The organism is Acinetobacter sp. Root1280 (genome assembly GCF_001425285.1).
Classification (GTDB): Bacteria; Pseudomonadota; Gammaproteobacteria; order Pseudomonadales; family Moraxellaceae; genus Acinetobacter; species Acinetobacter guillouiae.
The window spans coordinates 376,701-393,194 of record NZ_LMED01000001.1 but is presented as its reverse complement, the minus strand read 5'-3'; the positions used below and the strand labels follow the sequence as shown (position 1 = coordinate 393,194).

Annotated in this window: 16 protein-coding genes; 6 read left to right on the top strand and 10 right to left on the bottom strand. The window is 34.3% G+C overall.

The genetic code is table 11. The annotated features are described in order from the left end of the window. Positions 1-66: 66 nt before the first annotated feature. Positions 67-966: a LysR family transcriptional regulator gene (locus tag ASC84_RS01930; RefSeq protein ID WP_056511136.1), complete on the bottom strand. Its 900-nt coding sequence runs from the start codon at positions 964-966 to the stop codon at positions 67-69. Positions 967-1,065: 99 nt separating this feature from the next. Here ASC84_RS01930 and ASC84_RS01925 point away from each other — a divergent pair, with 99 nt between their 5' ends. Both ASC84_RS01925 and ASC84_RS01920 read left to right on the top strand, forming a co-directional pair. Continuing rightward, positions 1,066-1,506: a CidA/LrgA family protein gene (locus ASC84_RS01925; RefSeq protein ID WP_004821498.1), complete on the top strand. Its 441-nt coding sequence runs from the start codon at positions 1,066-1,068 to the stop codon at positions 1,504-1,506. Next, positions 1,506-2,201, top strand: a complete 696-nt coding sequence (locus ASC84_RS01920) for an LrgB family protein (protein WP_056511133.1) — start codon at positions 1,506-1,508, stop codon at positions 2,199-2,201. The genes ASC84_RS01925 and ASC84_RS01920 overlap by 1 nt, the downstream gene beginning before the upstream one ends. Before the next feature lie 54 nt (positions 2,202-2,255). Here ASC84_RS01920 and ASC84_RS01915 read toward each other — a convergent pair whose 3' ends face one another. Next, complete coding sequence (locus ASC84_RS01915) at positions 2,256-3,419, bottom strand: MFS transporter (protein ID WP_056511130.1); 1,164 nt, start codon at positions 3,417-3,419, stop codon at positions 2,256-2,258. Between the two features lie 125 nt (positions 3,420-3,544). Beyond that, positions 3,545-4,075 carry a hypothetical protein gene (locus ASC84_RS01910; protein WP_004720129.1) on the bottom strand — a complete coding sequence of 177 codons (531 nt, stop codon included), beginning with the start codon at positions 4,073-4,075 and terminating at the stop codon, positions 3,545-3,547. A gap of 600 nt (positions 4,076-4,675) precedes the next feature. On the opposite strand from ASC84_RS01910, the gene ASC84_RS01905 reads away from it, so the two are divergent. After that, positions 4,676-4,915, top strand: coding sequence for a DUF2171 domain-containing protein (locus ASC84_RS01905; RefSeq protein WP_056511128.1), 240 nt, complete (start codon positions 4,676-4,678; stop codon positions 4,913-4,915). Between the two features lie 125 nt (positions 4,916-5,040). Here ASC84_RS01905 and ASC84_RS01900 read toward each other — a convergent pair whose 3' ends face one another. Beyond that, the gene (locus ASC84_RS01900) at positions 5,041-5,520 is read right to left on the bottom strand and encodes a hemerythrin domain-containing protein (RefSeq protein ID WP_056511126.1); all 480 of its coding nucleotides are present in this window, start codon (positions 5,518-5,520) and stop codon (positions 5,041-5,043) included. A 380-nt stretch (positions 5,521-5,900) separates the two neighbouring features. Here ASC84_RS01900 and ASC84_RS01895 point away from each other — a divergent pair, with 380 nt between their 5' ends. After that, a complete protein-coding gene (locus tag ASC84_RS01895; protein ID WP_056511123.1) occupies positions 5,901-7,088 on the top strand; it encodes a benzoate/H(+) symporter BenE family transporter in 1,188 nt (395 codons plus the stop codon). A 101-nt stretch (positions 7,089-7,189) separates the two neighbouring features. On the opposite strand, the gene ASC84_RS01890 is transcribed toward ASC84_RS01895, so the two are convergent. Beyond that, complete coding sequence (locus ASC84_RS01890; protein ID WP_056511120.1) at positions 7,190-7,960, bottom strand: alpha/beta fold hydrolase; 771 nt, start codon at positions 7,958-7,960, stop codon at positions 7,190-7,192. 618 nt (positions 7,961-8,578) lie between these two features. Between ASC84_RS01890 and ASC84_RS01885 the strand changes: the two genes are divergently transcribed. Together ASC84_RS01885 and ASC84_RS01880 are read left to right on the top strand one after the other, a co-directional pair. Continuing rightward, on the top strand, positions 8,579-9,784 hold the full coding sequence (locus ASC84_RS01885) for an amino acid aminotransferase (RefSeq protein WP_056511116.1): 1,206 nt from the start codon (positions 8,579-8,581) through the stop codon (positions 9,782-9,784). 359 nt (positions 9,785-10,143) lie between these two features. Next, positions 10,144-11,712 (top strand): ATP-binding cassette domain-containing protein, encoded by a 1,569-nt coding sequence (locus tag ASC84_RS01880; RefSeq protein ID WP_056511114.1) that lies wholly within the window; start codon positions 10,144-10,146, stop codon positions 11,710-11,712. Positions 11,713-11,817: 105 nt separating this feature from the next. Here the strand turns inward: ASC84_RS01880 and ASC84_RS01875 are convergent, their stop codons facing one another. The 5 genes from ASC84_RS01875 to ASC84_RS01855 all read right to left on the bottom strand — a co-directional run bounded on the left by ASC84_RS01875 (position 11,818) and on the right by ASC84_RS01855 (position 16,430). After that, entirely contained in the window at positions 11,818-12,240 is a 423-nt protein-coding gene (locus tag ASC84_RS01875) for a VOC family protein (RefSeq protein ID WP_056511112.1), read from the bottom strand. Between the two features lie 32 nt (positions 12,241-12,272). After that, on the bottom strand, positions 12,273-13,019 hold the full coding sequence (locus ASC84_RS01870; protein ID WP_056511109.1) for an AraC family transcriptional regulator: 747 nt from the start codon (positions 13,017-13,019) through the stop codon (positions 12,273-12,275). Between the two features lie 166 nt (positions 13,020-13,185). Continuing rightward, the gene (locus tag ASC84_RS01865) at positions 13,186-14,595 is read right to left on the bottom strand and encodes a serine hydrolase (protein WP_056511107.1); all 1,410 of its coding nucleotides are present in this window, start codon (positions 14,593-14,595) and stop codon (positions 13,186-13,188) included. A 256-nt stretch (positions 14,596-14,851) separates the two neighbouring features. Then, positions 14,852-15,163, bottom strand: coding sequence for an I78 family peptidase inhibitor (locus ASC84_RS01860; protein WP_004720533.1), 312 nt, complete (start codon positions 15,161-15,163; stop codon positions 14,852-14,854). 157 nt (positions 15,164-15,320) lie between these two features. Further along, the gene (locus ASC84_RS01855; RefSeq protein WP_004720535.1) at positions 15,321-16,430 is read right to left on the bottom strand and encodes an S-(hydroxymethyl)glutathione dehydrogenase/class III alcohol dehydrogenase; all 1,110 of its coding nucleotides are present in this window, start codon (positions 16,428-16,430) and stop codon (positions 15,321-15,323) included. Between the last annotated feature and the right edge of the window lie 64 nt (positions 16,431-16,494).

Genomic DNA, 16,494 nt, shown 5'->3' with positions numbered 1-16,494 from the left:
ATTTATAGAATTCAACCTGAGCCACGCCAATCTCAATTTAGTAAGACTTAAAAGCTATCGATCAATCTAAAAATGAATTTTATCTCGATGCATCTCTACAATCGTTAACCAAGCTTTGGTTGCAGGACTCATTGCTACAGTCGTATTCCAAGCCATACTCAATGTCCAATGTAATTTAGGCTCATTAAGGATTGCTGAGCAAAACTTCCCCTGATTTAGCTGATCACAATAAATTTTGGGCAATATGGCGATCCCCATATTAAACTCCACCATTTTGGTGATAAAGTCCCACTGGCTACTTTTACACACCACTTTTGGTTCAAAACCTACAGAATTTGCAGCCTGTATAATCATCTTATTTAATGTAAAAGAATCAGCGTAAAGTAAAAAAGTTTCTTCTTTAAGTTCATGCAAATTTACTGAATCTCTTTGATTCCAATGTGAATTTTTCTTAGCCAATAAACACATTGGTGAATCTATCACAGGAATTGCCGCAAAACTTGGTCTTAAATTACCGAGTAAAATCCCAACATCAATACTTTTATCAGCAATTGCTTCCTCAATACCATTGGCACCAACTTCTAAGAATTTCAATTGAATATCAGGATAATTCTGATGAAATAAAGCAATTAAAGGACTGAGTAATACCGAACCTAATGGTGGTAAGCCTATGGTTAATTTACCTTTTTTTAACTGCTGTACTTGATCTATATTTTCAAATATTTGCTTTTGTTCATTTAAGATATTTAAAGCGTGTAGATAAATTAATTCACCAATATAAGTAAGTACAACTTCCCTTTTTCTTCCAGCTTCACCTTTTTTAAACAAAGCTGTGCCAAGTTCTTCTTCTAAATGTTTAATAGATTTACTGATTGTAGGCTGTGTCATAAACAAACGATCAGCAGCCAAAGTAAAACTTTCAGAATTGACGATTTCCACAAAAATTTTAAGATTTTTAATGTCCACAAATTATTCCAAAAACGCATAATTATGGTTTAATTATTCATAATATGCTGTGATGTTTGCAACTAAAATAACTCATCTTTTTTAAATATCTGCAATAAAATGTCTACGCGTACTCAAAGCCATCAAATTTCATCAATTTATAAAGTCACATTGCAAATTGGGCTTTTAATTTTGATTTGGTGGATTGGTTCAATCATTCAAAAGCAATTTAATTTACCTATTTCGGCAGCTGTGATTGGCTTATTTATGGTTTTGATTGGGCTCATGACAGGTATTTTTAAGTTAAATTGGATTAAATCAGGCTCAGATTTCATTCTAGGTGAATTGGTACTATTTTTTATTCCTTGTTTTATCGGGTTAATGAAATATAAAAACCTATTTATCACTGAGGGTTGGCAACTGATTGTTGTGGTTGTACTGGGCACAATTTGTGTGATGGTATTTACTGCTTATAGTGTGCATATAGGTTTTAAACTAGAACGGAAGTTGAAACAACGTCATGTTCATAAAACCGTACATGTATTACAGGGAGATAAATAATGTCTGCCATTTCAATATCTTGTGTAGTGATCACATTAGTCGCTTATGTGTTGGTCAAAAAGCTTTATCGTAAATTTCCATACTTAATTTTATCTCCAGCAATTTTGGTTCCGATTGTTTTAATCACCATTTTACTGTCAGCACATGTTTCTTATGATGCTTATATGCTTGATAGTCAGTGGATTATATGGATGTTAGGGCCTGCAACTGTTGCCTTTGCAATCCCAATTTTTGAATATCGCCAAATCATTAAAGAACATCTCATTTCAATTTCTATGGGTGTGGTCATTGGTATGCTTGCTGGAATGATCAGTGCATTCTACCTTGCCAAGTTATTTCATTTTGACCAAACAACAACCTATAGTCTAATGGCTCGTTCAATCTCTACACCATTTGCAATGGAACTAACAACCCATATCGGCGGTTCTGTTGAACTGGTGATTTTATTCACCATGATTACTGGGGTGACTGGTATGTTAATTGGTGATTTGGTATTGGGTGGATTAAGACTGAAATCAAGCTTTGCACAAGGTGCGTCTTTGGGTAATGCAGCACATGGTTTTGGTACAAGTAAAGCTTATATTCGTGATAAAGATGAAGGTGTTATTGCCAGTTTAACCATGGTTTTAGCTGGTATTTTTATGGTATTGGTTGGACCTTTTATTGTACACCTCATTGTCTATTTACTAAATTAATCCGTACAGTATCGATTTGAACGTTCTGAATCTCTTTTCTGCAAAGAGATTCATTTATCTTTGAATCATTTGTAAGGTTTTAGGTAAAAAATTAATCAATAGCAGGCCAAGCAAGGCTGAAAATCCAGCAATAATAAAAATATATTCTCCTGATAATTTTTCCCAATATTGCCCAGCTAAGATACTGCCAGATGCAACGCCAAGTCCCCACATGGTACTGTATAGTGCTTGCCCTCTGCCCTGTTGTTTGGCTGCAAAGTTCTGCAAAATGACCCGCATTGCAATAATATGAAATAAACCAAAACTAAATGCATGAAAAGTTTGAGAAATAAATTGAATAATGAAAATTTCTGAAAATAAACCTGCCAAAATAAATCGAATGCTGGTCATGATTAAACAAAGTGCGACTAAACTTCGCCATGAAAAACGATTTAGGAAGAAATTTGCATAGTTAAACATGATAATTTCAGCAATCACACCAACTGACCATAAAAAACCAATCTGAGTTGTACTGTAACCAGCTAGTTTTAAATAATTACTATAAAAACTATAAAATGGTGCTTGTGCAAAAAGCATAATAAATTCAATGATAAAAAATGAAAAAACCACTGGTCTTTTTAGAATGGGAAGCAATGGCTCTAATATTTTTTGTGCACTCGGTGCTGCGCTAGGTTCCTTAATCGAAAAGGACCAAATAAAAGCTGTAAATGCAATACATAACAACATCATCGGTAAATATTGAATTGCAATAACTTCTAAAATCGCACCGATACTAAATACGCCAATAATAAATCCAATAGAACCCCATTTTCTAATTTTTCCATACAATGCTGTATGTTGATTACCCAGCCAAAACAGCGTTACACCTTCAAATTGCGCAAGTATGGCATTTTGAAAGAAGCTAAAAATCAACATCAGAAATGCAATTGATTGCATATTATTGGGAATAATAAAAATCAAAAACCAGATTGTAGCTTCCATCCAGGTTGCCACACGTACCCACAACATTCGTTTGCCCGTTTTATCTGCGATAAATCCCCAAATAAAAGGTGCAAATATACGAGTTAAAATGGCTATAGAGGACAGTAATCCGATTTCTTTATAATTAAATCCTTCATCTTGAAGATATAAGCTCCAATACGGCAAAAAAGTTCCAACTATTGAATAATACCAAAAGTAGAATCCACTCAGTCTGTATTGGATTGGCATAGATTGCATGTCGTTGCATTCACTTGTATTTTCAATATGTTACCATAATTAATGGTTGTAGTGGATTGCTGCCATTTGTTTACTAGTGACAAAAAATAGCCCTTACATTGAAGGGCTATTTTTTTGAGAATCTGTTAACGAGTTACTCGATCCCAAGCATCTTTTACTGCATGCTTTGCTTCTTCCCATTTTAAACGAGACTCTCTTTTGGTTTTTTCCCATTGAAGCTTAAGATCTGCTTCAACTTCTTCAAACTTTGTTTCATAAGGGTAATTGCTTCTAGAAGTGTACCCTAGCTGATATGCATCACGATAATCACGATCGTAATCTACATTATCATATAAGTTAATCGTGTCTTTATAATAAGGGCGAGTGTTGTAAGTTTCACGCCAATAAACATCTTCATCAGTTGGATTTACAGCTTCAGAAATGCTTTTTCCAGCTAATCCTCCAACAACTGCACCTACTACCCCACCGACTGCAGCACCTACAGGTCCGCCAACAGCTCCAATAGCTGCACCACTTACTGCACCGCCTGCGGCTCCAACACCTGTCCCGATTGGGTGTGCTCCTGGCTCACCGGAAATTGGATCGGCATTCAATTGGTCACGTTGTTCTTTACTGAGATTCTTAACTACTTCGTTATCTATATTAGAATTTGACATATTTAATCCTCTATTTTGATAAAAGTTATTAATTCAATTAATCAATCAACGATAATCATCCTAGATCAAATATTTTTATTTAATATTGCTATTTGTTATAGTTTCAAGAAAGGTTTGTACAAAATTAAATTAACCAAATTAAAATAAAATTAGCTAAAAACACCATCCCTATTGAGTATTGTCGTTTTAGAAATTTTTAAATAAATAACATCAAATTACAATACAACACATTAAAACCTTACCGTTAATTATTTAAAAATAAAACATTACAAAACATAAATTTATAGCAATGCTTTTAAACAACCCCATTAAGACCAAAAACAAAAAAAATAATCAAAAAGAACCTCAATAAAGCTTATTAATTATAATTAAATCACAAAAAACAAATGAATAAAGCATAACAAAATTAATTAATTGAGAACAGAATCACATTATTTTTAATTTTATATATTTATTCAAAAATGACATTTATAAATTAAATAAATCTATAAACCTTACATTATTAACTCAACAAAACTTAAAGCTTAAAAATACTTACATCACTAATTTTTAAATGTCTTAGACTGATATTTCAACTTGAACAATAGATGAGCAAACATTATGAGTAACGTTAATGCAAACGATATTAAAGAACATGCTTCAGTAATTGCTTCATGTGGTACACAGATCGGTAAGGTCGATCATCTTGAGGGACAAGATTCAATTAAATTGACTCGAAGTGATGATGAACATAATGAACATCATCTGATTCCATTAAGTTGGGTGAGTGAAATTAAAGATGGAAACGTAATTTTGAATAAAAATTCAGAAGAAGCAAGAAATGAGTGGCAAACATTATAGCTTTTACCTAAAATAATTTGCTATTTAAGGAATGCCAATCAATTTGATTGGCATTCTTGTCATCAAATCATCAGTTTTCAAATCTGGCTTATCTATCTAACTAAATTTAAAAAAAGTTTAAATCATTAATTAATTAAACTCGTTTTGTCTTTATCAATATATTTATCATATTCACGTTGATACTTTTTAGCTAAGCTTACTTTTTCATCATCTTTTAAAATTTTGCCAGATTGCTGGAAAAATTTATGCTCTTCTTCATCTAAATGATGATGTACAAGCTTTCGTAGCTGATTTGCTATACGTAACCAACTCGGATTATTGAGTTCTTTTTCAGTAAGTTGCTCAAGTAGCTCATCAATTTCGTGATGCTCAGACAGAGCATGCCTTGTAATATTCAAACCTGCATCTGTCATCATAAGAGGTATGTAAAAATACCTGTCTTCAGCCACTGCATGTGCAAATAATTCATTTTTCAGTAATGAGAAATAATGCTTTCTTTCTTCTGAGTTGCCACTGGTTTCAATTAATTTATCAGATAATTCTCTTTGCTTTTCATGACTAAACTTTAAGACATCAAATATGGTGAGTTGATTACTATGGCTCATACTCTTATCCTATCGAAAAATTCATTTAGTATTCAATCTTAGAGGATAAACTCATATTTATTATTGAACTCTTGTTTCAATAGTTTTTTAATTGTAATAACTGTTTATATTGTACGATCTATGAAATTCAAAAAATCATTAAGAAACCTAAATTGAGGGTATTTTTCTTCGCTGCATTCAAAGCACTACTCTCATTGTATTTAGCAATATAAAAACCATTCTTAACTCCTTCACCTTTACCAGAGTTAAGTAAAAGGGGCAGAAGATAAAGTCATATTACCAAACTGGTACCTTAAAAAATATTAAAAGTGTATCTTATGGCAATACCACATTAAAAATACACTCTACTACTTCTTTTTAAAATCTTAGGGGTAGAGTTTATGTCTTTTCAGCATCATTCTAATGATTTTCTTCCCCCCATTATGGCAGGTTTAATTTCGGTCATCGTTAATTATGGTGGTACCTTTATTTTAATCTTCCAAGCTGCGCAGATGGCTGGTCTTAGCCCTGAACTCACAGCCTCATGGGTGTGGTCTATTTCTATTGGGGTTGGTATCACAGGAATATTATTAAGTTGGTATACCCGAGAACCCATTATCACTGCGTGGTCTACGCCTGCCGCTGCATTTTTAATTACGACGCTTGTAACCGTGCCATATTCCGAAGCAATTGGCGCATATTTACTTTCTGCACTGGCTTTTGTGATCTTGGGAATTACGGGCTATTTTGAAAAATTGATTGGTCTAATTCCAACGGGTATTGCCTCTGGTCTCTTGGCAGGTATTTTATTGCAATTTGGGATTGCAGCCTTTACCAATATGACAATTGATCCTTTTTTGGCTATTTCATTATTTTTGATTTACCTAATTACCAAGCGTTTTTCTGCAAGATTTGCCATTATTAGTGTCTTGATTTTTGGCTTTATTTTCTTACTTTTACAATCACGGATTGATTTCTCTGGATTTGAACTAAAATTAGCCTCGCCTATTTTTACCACACCAACTTTTTCTATAAACTCGATACTGAGTGTTGCCTTACCTTTATTTTTAATTACCTTAACAGGACAATATATGCCAGGTTTACTGGTTCTTAAAAATGATGGTTTTCACACCAATGCTAAACCGATTCTTATCGTGACAGGCTTAGGTTCGTTCCTCATGGCTCCGTTTGGTTCACATGCGTTTAATCTTGCTGCGATCACTGCTGCAATTTGCACTGGAAAGGAATCCCACGAAGATCCTTCAAAACGCTGGATTTCAGGGATTGCCGCAGGTGTGTTTTATATTTTTGTTGGAATTTTTGGTGTAACGTTAGCAGCTGTCTTTGCAGCGTTTCCAGTCGCTTTTATAAGTACTCTAGCAGGACTTGCATTATTAGGTACAATTGCTGGAAGTCTTGCAAATGCGATGAGTGATATCGATTGCCGAGAAGCCTCACTTATTACCTTTCTCTCAACGACAGCCAACATCACTTTGTTTGGTGTTGGGGGTGCATTTTGGGGTTTGGTTTTAGGTCTAATTTCATATCTTGTACTCAATGGAAAATTCAAAACCAAGACACTTTCTTGACCCTACTGGACTAAAGAACTGATAGTGTTTATAAAATAATCATTTATAAACAGCATATTACCTTTAAATATGCTGTTTTAATTTATTCAGAGCCTAAAACCTCATTCTATAAACCCAGAGATCATTTGATTGACTACAGCCGGTTTTTCAGCATGTAACCAATGCCCGACTTGTTCAATGACTTTAACTTGGCTATGACTAAACTGGGTTTCGATTGCAGAAAAATGTTCAGCTTTTGAGATATAGGGTGAGTTTCCACCTTTAATAAACAATGCTGGAATAGGATTCACCTGCTGATTTTCCCAGCTTAAAATATCAGCATAATGATTAAATAAAGCTTGGACATTAAACAGCCATTTCCCCTTACTGAATGATTTTAATAAAAATTGAATCACCATTTCTTCTTTTAAGTATTGACGCATAATCTCTGTAGCTTCTTTACGAGATTCAATCTGTGCATTTTCAACCGCAAATAAGGCTTTAAAAATTTGATCATGGTGATTTTCTTGATATGCAAAAGGTGTCATATCCAAGACAATCATTTTTTGCATACGATCTTGCGCTAAACCTGCAAGTTTCATTGCAATTTTTCCACCCATAGAATGTCCAATCGCAATAAACTTTTCAATATTTAAATGATCAAGTGTTTCCAAAACATCCTGAGCCAGCAATTGATAATTCATTTCATCTGAATGTGCAGAATGGCCATGATTTCGAACATCAATTTGCAATAAGTTGAATTTACCTTGAAATTCACGTGCAATAATGCCCAAATTACTTAAACTTCCAAATAACCCGTGAATCAATACCAGTGTGGTTTTTTGAGTCCCATGGCTATCTTGAGCTTGATCGTATTGATAATTCAGTAACATTAAAAACCATCCAGAATTTAAATATTGCGCTTGCGCTATGATGACAAGAAGAGAAATACAGAACAATAGTTTTATCATTCATTCATTAACAATACTGCGACCTAAGAACAATCAATATCTTAGCTATCTCTCTTTCAATACCACACTTGAAATAGTGTTTAAGTTTTATCTTATTTATCCTCTATTTTGTAGAGAATACACATTTGGCTATAAATATAGACAAATGAGCGATGAGCTTAGGGTCTGTTGACATTTCATAAATGGCTTGCGTTGTAGACTAAAATTGAGCAGGCAAGGCAGGAAACGAAGAGAATAGCGAGACTATTTTCGAGTTTCATAACGTAGTCTGAGATAATTTTAGCCACAACCCTTCGGGACTTGTGTGTTTTTTGCCGCTACGTCGTTACGAACTACTCATTTAGAATGACTAAATTTCATATTTCGCGCCTAGTATCGCCTAAAAAACACACGTATTCGCAAACGTAGACGAATTGTCAACAGACCCTAATCTAAAGTTGAATAAATAATAAAAAATAAACCTCAATCTACTGTTGAGTCGGGGTTTGAATTACCTATATTATCAGACTTGATTTTTCGATTGATTTAGGACTTTAGACCATGTTTCAACATGTAGATCCTTATGCAGGTGATCCAATTCTTTCTCTAATGGAAGCCTTTGGTAAGGATGAACGGACACACAAAGTAAATTTAAGTATTGGTCTTTATTATAATGAGGACACAATTGTTCCTCAGTTAGACGCTGTAAAAGCGGCTTTGAAAAATATTGAACAAAGCAATGACAAGGTAAAGCTTTATTTACCGATGGATGGTTCAAAGTCTTATAACGAAGCAACCCAGAAATTGGTTTTAGGTGCAGATAGCCAAGCACGTAAAGATGGCCGTGCAGTGACCATTCAAACCCTAGGCGGTTCTGGTGCACTTAAAGTTGGTGCAGATTTTCTAAAAAAATACTTTCCTGAATCTGATGTTTGGGTGAGCCAACCGACGTGGGAAAACCATATTGCGATTTTTAATGGTGCGGGAATCAATTCACATTTCTACCGCTATTTTGATGCAGCAACCAATGGTGTCAATATTGAAGGCATGTTAGAGGATTTACAGCAAATCCCTGCAAAAGGCATTGTTCTGCTTCACCCTTGTTGCCATAACCCAACAGGTGCAGATTTAACACCTGCTGAATGGGATCGTGTGATTGAAGTATTGAAAGCACGTGATTTAATTCCATTCCTCGATATTGCTTACCAAGGTTTTGGTCAAGGCTTAGAAGAAGATGCTTATGCAATTCGTGCTTTAGACAAGTCAGGATTGAATTTCATTGTTAGCAATTCATTCTCTAAAATTTTCTCACTATATGGTGAGCGTGTTGGTGGCTTAAGCTTTATTTGTGATGACCAAGCAACTGCACAAAAAGTTTTAGGTCAGCTTAAAGCAACTGTACGCCGTATATACTCAAGCCCACCTACAACGGGTGCCTTAGTGGTTGATAATGTATTGAATGATGCAACATTAACTGAAAAATGGCATGCAGAACTTAAAGAAATGCGTGAGCGTATCATCCAAATGCGCGAACTATTAAAAGCAAAATTAACTACTGCTTTACCTGGTCGTAATTTTGATTACCTTACAGAACAACAAGGCATGTTTAGCTATACAGGTTTAACTGCTGAACAAGTGGATATATTGAAAGATCAATATGCCATTTATTTGCTACGTAGTGGCCGTATGTGTGCAGCGGGCTTAAATTTAAAAAATATTGATTATGTAGCAACATCTGTTGCAGAAGTCATTAAAGCAACTGCTTAAATAAATTGATAAGCGTTGATTGAATCAATCAACTGCCACTTAACTCCCTTTTCATAAGGGAGTTAAGTTTTTGAGATGATTCTTTTTTAAATGAGCATTTTAAAAGCTTAACATTGACATACAGATTTATTTTTATACAATAAGCATTCTTATCCCCTTTCTTAAAAGAGTAACGCCAATGAAGTAAGTCATTTTCTCATCATTATTTATTTAATTTTTGATGTGCAAAATAGATTCTACTCAAGGCTACGCTTATCTTTTGGTTCTGATACCTTATTTACGATAAATTAAATAATCTACTGTTATTTAAAGCTTTTATTACATACTATTTTGTGCATCCTCTATATGAGGATCATTGAATGCAACAAGCATGTATTATTTCAAATTTGAGTTTGGCATTCCCCACCCAAACAATGTTTACGCAACTGAATTTTGTGCTTTTTTCAGGGCAAACTTCTGCTGTGATTGGCCGTAATGGTTTGGGAAAATCATTACTTTTTAAACTATTACACCTACAACAGCATTCAGACTTAGCCTATTCAGGGCAAATTGTATGGCATATCCAACATGATTATTTAGCACAATTACAACGATTAGATGCCAAAACTATAGCTGAAGCTTTAGATATTGCTCATCTACATAATGCTTTTGAACGTATTGAAAACAGTAGTGCCAGTTTTGAAGATTATGATTTGGTGGAAAACTGTTGGGATTTACCACAAAAATGGCAACAAATTTTACGCAATGCACAACTGCCGCTTGATTTAAATTTTCCGACACAACACTTAAGTGAAGGTCAAAAAACCAAGCTGGCTTTGTGTCGCTTATTTCTAAAACAAGATCATTATCTACTGTTAGATGAGCCAAGTAATCATTTAGATACCATGGCAAGAAAATGGCTAATTGAATCGATTCAGGCACATAAAGCGGGTGTTTGTATTATTAGTCATGATCTTCAATTGCTGAATCAAGTGCAGCATATTTACGCTTTAACCGCGCAAGGTTTGCAGCATGTTTCGGGAAATTATGCTGATTATGTTCAACAGCACTTACAACAAATCCATGCCTTAACTCAGTCTATTCAACAAGAAAAACGTGAATTTAAACAGTTAAAGCAACAACAGCATGATAGTTTAATGAAAGCACAAAAGCGTCAACGTAAAGGTGCTCAATTGCGTGACTCGAACTCTCAAGCCAAGATCCTACTGGATTTTAAAAAAGAGCAAGCTGGGCAAAGTTTTGGGAAATTACGTGCACTGCAAATTCGTCAAGCAGATGAAACACAAAGCAATTTACAGGAGAAACAAACAGTATTAGAAAAAATTAAACCACAACGATTTGACTTTCAATTTCAATCATCTAAGCAAGGTGAAATTTTAAGAATTCACGATTTACAATTGCCTTATGCCACCACACAGAACATAAAGTTGTCACTCCAAGCCGGTGAAAAAATCCAACTTAAAGGGGCAAATGGCGTGGGTAAATCCACCTTATTAAAAATAATTGATCAATCACAAAGTGCTGAAATTTTCTTTACTGGACAAAGTTTATATTTGGATCAAAATTTTAGTTTACTCAATGATCATCTTTCTGTGATCGAGAATTTAGCGAAATTTAATCCAGATATGCTGGAGGTTGAATGGCGAAATTTATTAGGTCAACTGCGGATCCGCCGCGAAAAAGCACTCTTAAAATTGGGGCAACTCAGTGGTGGTGAAAAACTTAAAGTTGCATTACTTGGAATAAGTCAGCATCATCAAAATATTGATTTATTATTATTGGATGAACCTGAAAATCACTTAGACATCGAGTCACGAGAATTACTTGCGCAAGCCATTGAGCAATTTAAAGGTGCTGTCATTCTGGTCTCTCATGATGATTGTTTTGTTAAGCAATCTGGAGTAAATGAAGCATTTTTACTGAGTTAAAAGTATTACTTCATTCTGATCATTTTGAAAAACTTTCCGCCAATGGTTTATTGCCCATATGGCGGATTTCATTGGTCAAGATGTTAAATTGATGTTGTAAGGCATTTATCCAACTTTTTCAGCAAAGCCAAGAATATAGCCATTCAGATCTTTTAAATAGAATTCTTGCATACCATACCATGTTGTTTTTAGTTCAGTGAGCTGAAGATTTTTATGCTTTAGTGCTAAATAAAATTCATTAATACCCTCTATTTCCATATAAAAAGATACTGTTGCTCCAATAACTAGCCCTTTTGAAAAAACAACATCATTTTTAAAGGAATCAGAACGTTGAAACATAAATTCCATGTTATCCCTCTGTACCAGAGCATAAACATATTCTTTATTTTCTAGAAAAGTTTGATCGATTCCATCTTGTAATTCCGGAACCGCCATGATCAGATTAAAGCCTAGGTTTTCTGTGTAAAAAGCCGTTGTTTTTTTAATATCAGTCACTTCAAAGTTTGGAGAAATTTTGCAAATTTTCATTTTTAATTCATCTTTAAATGTAAGTTATAGAATTATTGCCTTTCATCCATTTTTGATAATTGTAAAAATCGGTCGTTTTTGTTTTTACTTAACGCTTTGGGCGTTACCCCAGTATATTTTTTAATTTCTTTGATAAAATGCGCTTGATCAAAATAGTCAGAATTTGGATTTAGATTACCATTTGAAATTTCTGGGTAAGTCGCATTGCAACGTACAATACTTAAAAATTCCTTGAATGTAATACCGAAATTGGATTGAAAATATCTATTTATTTGCCTGCTACTCCAAAAAATGCTATTGGAAATTTCAGACACCGATGTAGATTTTTTTTGATACACGATTTCAAATAGTTTTAATTTTCTGCGATCAATGGGCTTTAAGAATTTTATTGAAGCGTCTAAATTGTTCGTTATTTCAGAAACAAATTTATCAAACTCGTCTGAATGATACTCGTCAATTCTCCAAAAAAACTCAGGTAAATTTATCGTCATATCTAAAATAGATTTTATCGGTGTTCTAAATATATACTCAAGGGCTAACAGCTTGAATCTGATTGCAAAGAACTTGGTGTTTTTAGAAATTTGTATGTCTTTTGGTCTTGTCCATATTCCAGTCAGTTTTACTTTTGTTAAATTTCCATCTACGAACTCGATAATTAAGTCAAAGTAACCATCTGGCAAAATGGTATGCTGAACATCTATTCCCATAGTTTCGTAATACCAAAAACACTTCACAAAATTACTCAAAAATCCATTTGGTTCAATTTCCCTGTATTTCATTTTAGTATCTCTCTAAAGTGACATATAACGACAAGAATATGAATTTCAATTGAGGGACAAAACTTGTATTTTTTATTTCAATCCAGCTATCACAAGCTAAAAGCAAACTTCCAATCTACTAAAAATATTTGCAGTGTTAAGCCTCCCCATATGCAAAATCCAAATATTATTTTTGCTTCTCATCTATAAGCTGAAAACATAATTTATCAATGTTTTTCGTTTTTGGATGAAAAGCTGAGAGGTTAGATAGCACAATAACAGCAGTCTTATCCTCAACATTTATAGCCATTGAAGATGAATAGCCACCAGTTCCGCCATTGTGCCAAACCAAATCTTTTCCTTTTTGTGATTTCAACAAATGCCAAGCTAAACCGATTTTCATATCTTTGTTCATTTCAAAGGTCGGTGTACGCGTTAAAGTCAATTCGGTATTTTTAGGATCGAATTGTGCGATTGCAAATTTTGCTAAATCCTCTGTGGTTGATAATAGCCCGCCAGCACCAAACAAAACGTCAAAATCCCAATTTGATACGATTTGTCCATCAGGATTTTGTCCCTTTACTAACTTATTATCTAGATTTTGCGAGTTTACAAATGAGTTTTTCATTGTGTATTTATCAAAAATTCTCTTTTGTAATAATGTTTGAAAGCTTTTTCCTTGTGATACGCCAAGCGTATGGCCTAATAACCCCGCCCCTAAATTAGAATAAACATATTTTTTTTCAGGCTCATTTTCAATTTTCAAATCATCTTTAAGGTATTGTTCAATCTGACTTTTACCATAATCTTTGTAGGGATTGCTTTGATTCGATAAATCTAGATTCTCAGGTAAGCGTGGTAAACCGGAGGTATGATTAGCCAAGTCTTTAAAATTCAGTTGAGTGTTATTTTTAAATTTTAAAGATGGATAAAATGGATTGATTTCATCTGTTAATTTAATTTTTCCTTCATCAACAAGCGAAGCTAAAATGGTCGATGTAAAAACTTTCGTAATAGAACCAATTTCAAAAACCTTATTCTGGTTTTCAATCGGTTTGATCTTGCCATCAGTTTTGATAACCCCATAATATTTCACTTTTTGATTTTGAACGACTGCAATAGAAAGTTGCGTATTATTTGGAAAATTTTGGCTATTCGAAAAAATGATGTCTGAGATTTCTTTTGGATAAGCGTTAAGTGCATTCACAGTATTACTACTGTTTATCTCTTTTTGGACTTCATTAGGCTTCATAATAAGTCCCTTGATATGATTTTCTTGATCAAGCGAAATATTGACCGTTAACACCATTTTCTCAAACTTGGTTTTATAACTTTGATAAGTTCCTTGTTGATTGCTGAGAAATTCTTTACTTTCAATTTTTCCTGCCTGAGATTTTAATCCTGAAAAAAATTGCTTTGTCTTTTCAAGCGGCAATGTCTTTTTCATTTCAGCAGAAAATACATCATAAATTTTTTCATACTGATCAGCATTATAGTTGTTTATAAAATTATCCATGGCAATTTTATAGTTTTCACTCTGAGCAAATATTGAGTTTGATATCAAAATCGTAAATAGGATTAAAAATAGTCTTTTCATAAGGTTTTAATAATAGCTAATGAATTGAAGTCTTGTGCTCTAACGCTACACATCCAAAAGTACAGCTTAAAACATAACAAAAAAACTGCTTTAAGCAAGTATTATCTGTCACTCAGTAGCAAAACATTGTTATTTTAGTTTTTTATAATGATTGTTCTATGTCGAATAGATGAAGCGAATTTGTTAAATTAAACTTTAAAATGATGATTGAATAAATCAGTATTTATTCAATCATATAAGACTTAAATTTGTGTCATTAACCACAAGTCGCTTGGGTAATTTTTTTGGTCGCAGGATCTACAGTTACCGTCACACGTTCAATACGATAATCCATAGTTACCCCTTGATTTGGCGCAACTTTACGTACGATTGATGCCTGTGTAAGCTGCTTAATTTTCGCTTCAGACATATCATTTTGTCCAATCAACTGAGTCGCGCGTTCTGCAATACATGTCGTTTGAGTGTTTTGTGCTGTTTGATCTTGCGTTGTTGCATTGGTTTGAAGCGAAGAACATGCTGATACGGTTAAAGCCATGATACCAAGACCTAAAATTGCAACATTTTTCATAAGACGACCTATTTTGATTTTTTGCTTTAAAGCCATAACATAACAAAAAAAGATAAGCTTAGAAAATTAATATATAAAACACATACATTTATCATGCAAATAAAAACCAGTGATACATGATGTATCACTGGTTCTTAGTGGTGCTCAGTATTTAAGCTTAAAAGTTAATCACTGTACGGATTGATTTACCTTCATGCATTAAATCAAATGCTTCATTAATTTTATCTAAGCCCATTGTATGAGTAACAAAAGGTGCAAGTTGGATATCACCTTTCATCGCATCTTCAACCATACCTGGCAATTGTGTACGGCCTTTTACCCCACCAAATGCGGTTCCTTTCCATGTACGACCAGTCACAAGCTGGAACGGACGGGTAGAAATTTCTTGACCTGCACCTGCTACACCAATGATGACTGATTGTCCCCACCCACGATGAGCACATTCAAGTGCTGAACGCATTACATTGACATTGCCGATACATTCAAATGAATGGTCTACACCCCAACCTGTCATTTCAACAATCACTTCTTGAACAGGTTTGTCATAGTCTTTGGGATTAACGAAATCAGTCGCACCAAACTCTTCTGCCAATTTAAATTTTTCAGGATTGGTATCAACAACAATGATACGGCCTGCTTTCGCTTGGCGCGCACCTTGTACAACAGCCAAACCAATACCACCTAAACCAAATACAGCAACTGAATCGCCTTCTTGTACTTTTGCCGTGTTATGGACTGCACCAATCCCTGTCGTTACACCACAACCCAGTAAACAAACATGTTCAGGATTTGCCTCTGGGTTAATTTTAGCCAATGAAACTTCAGCAACGACAGTATATTCACTAAAAGTTGAACACCCCATATAGTGGTAAATAGGTTCACCATTATAAGAAAAACGTGTCGTTCCATCAGGCATAACCCCTTTACCTTGAGTAGCACGGACGGCTGTACACAGGTTGGTTTTGCCTGATTTACAGAATAAGCATTCGCCACATTCTGCCGTATATAAAGGAATCACATGATCCCCAGGTTTTACTGAAGTTACCCCTTCACCAACTTCGACAACAATACCAGCCCCTTCATGACCTAAAACTGCTGGAAATACGCCTTCTGGATCATCACCTGATAAAGTAAATGCATCTGTATGACAAACCCCTGTATGGGTAATTTTAACAAGGACTTCGCCTTTTTGTGGGGGAGCAACATCAATTTCCACAATTTCTAAAGGTTTTCCTGGACCAAATGCAACAGCAGCACGTGATTTCATAGCTAAATATCCTAATAGGTTTGTGTTTTAACAGTTGGACTACAGTAACCTTTTTCTCTTTACA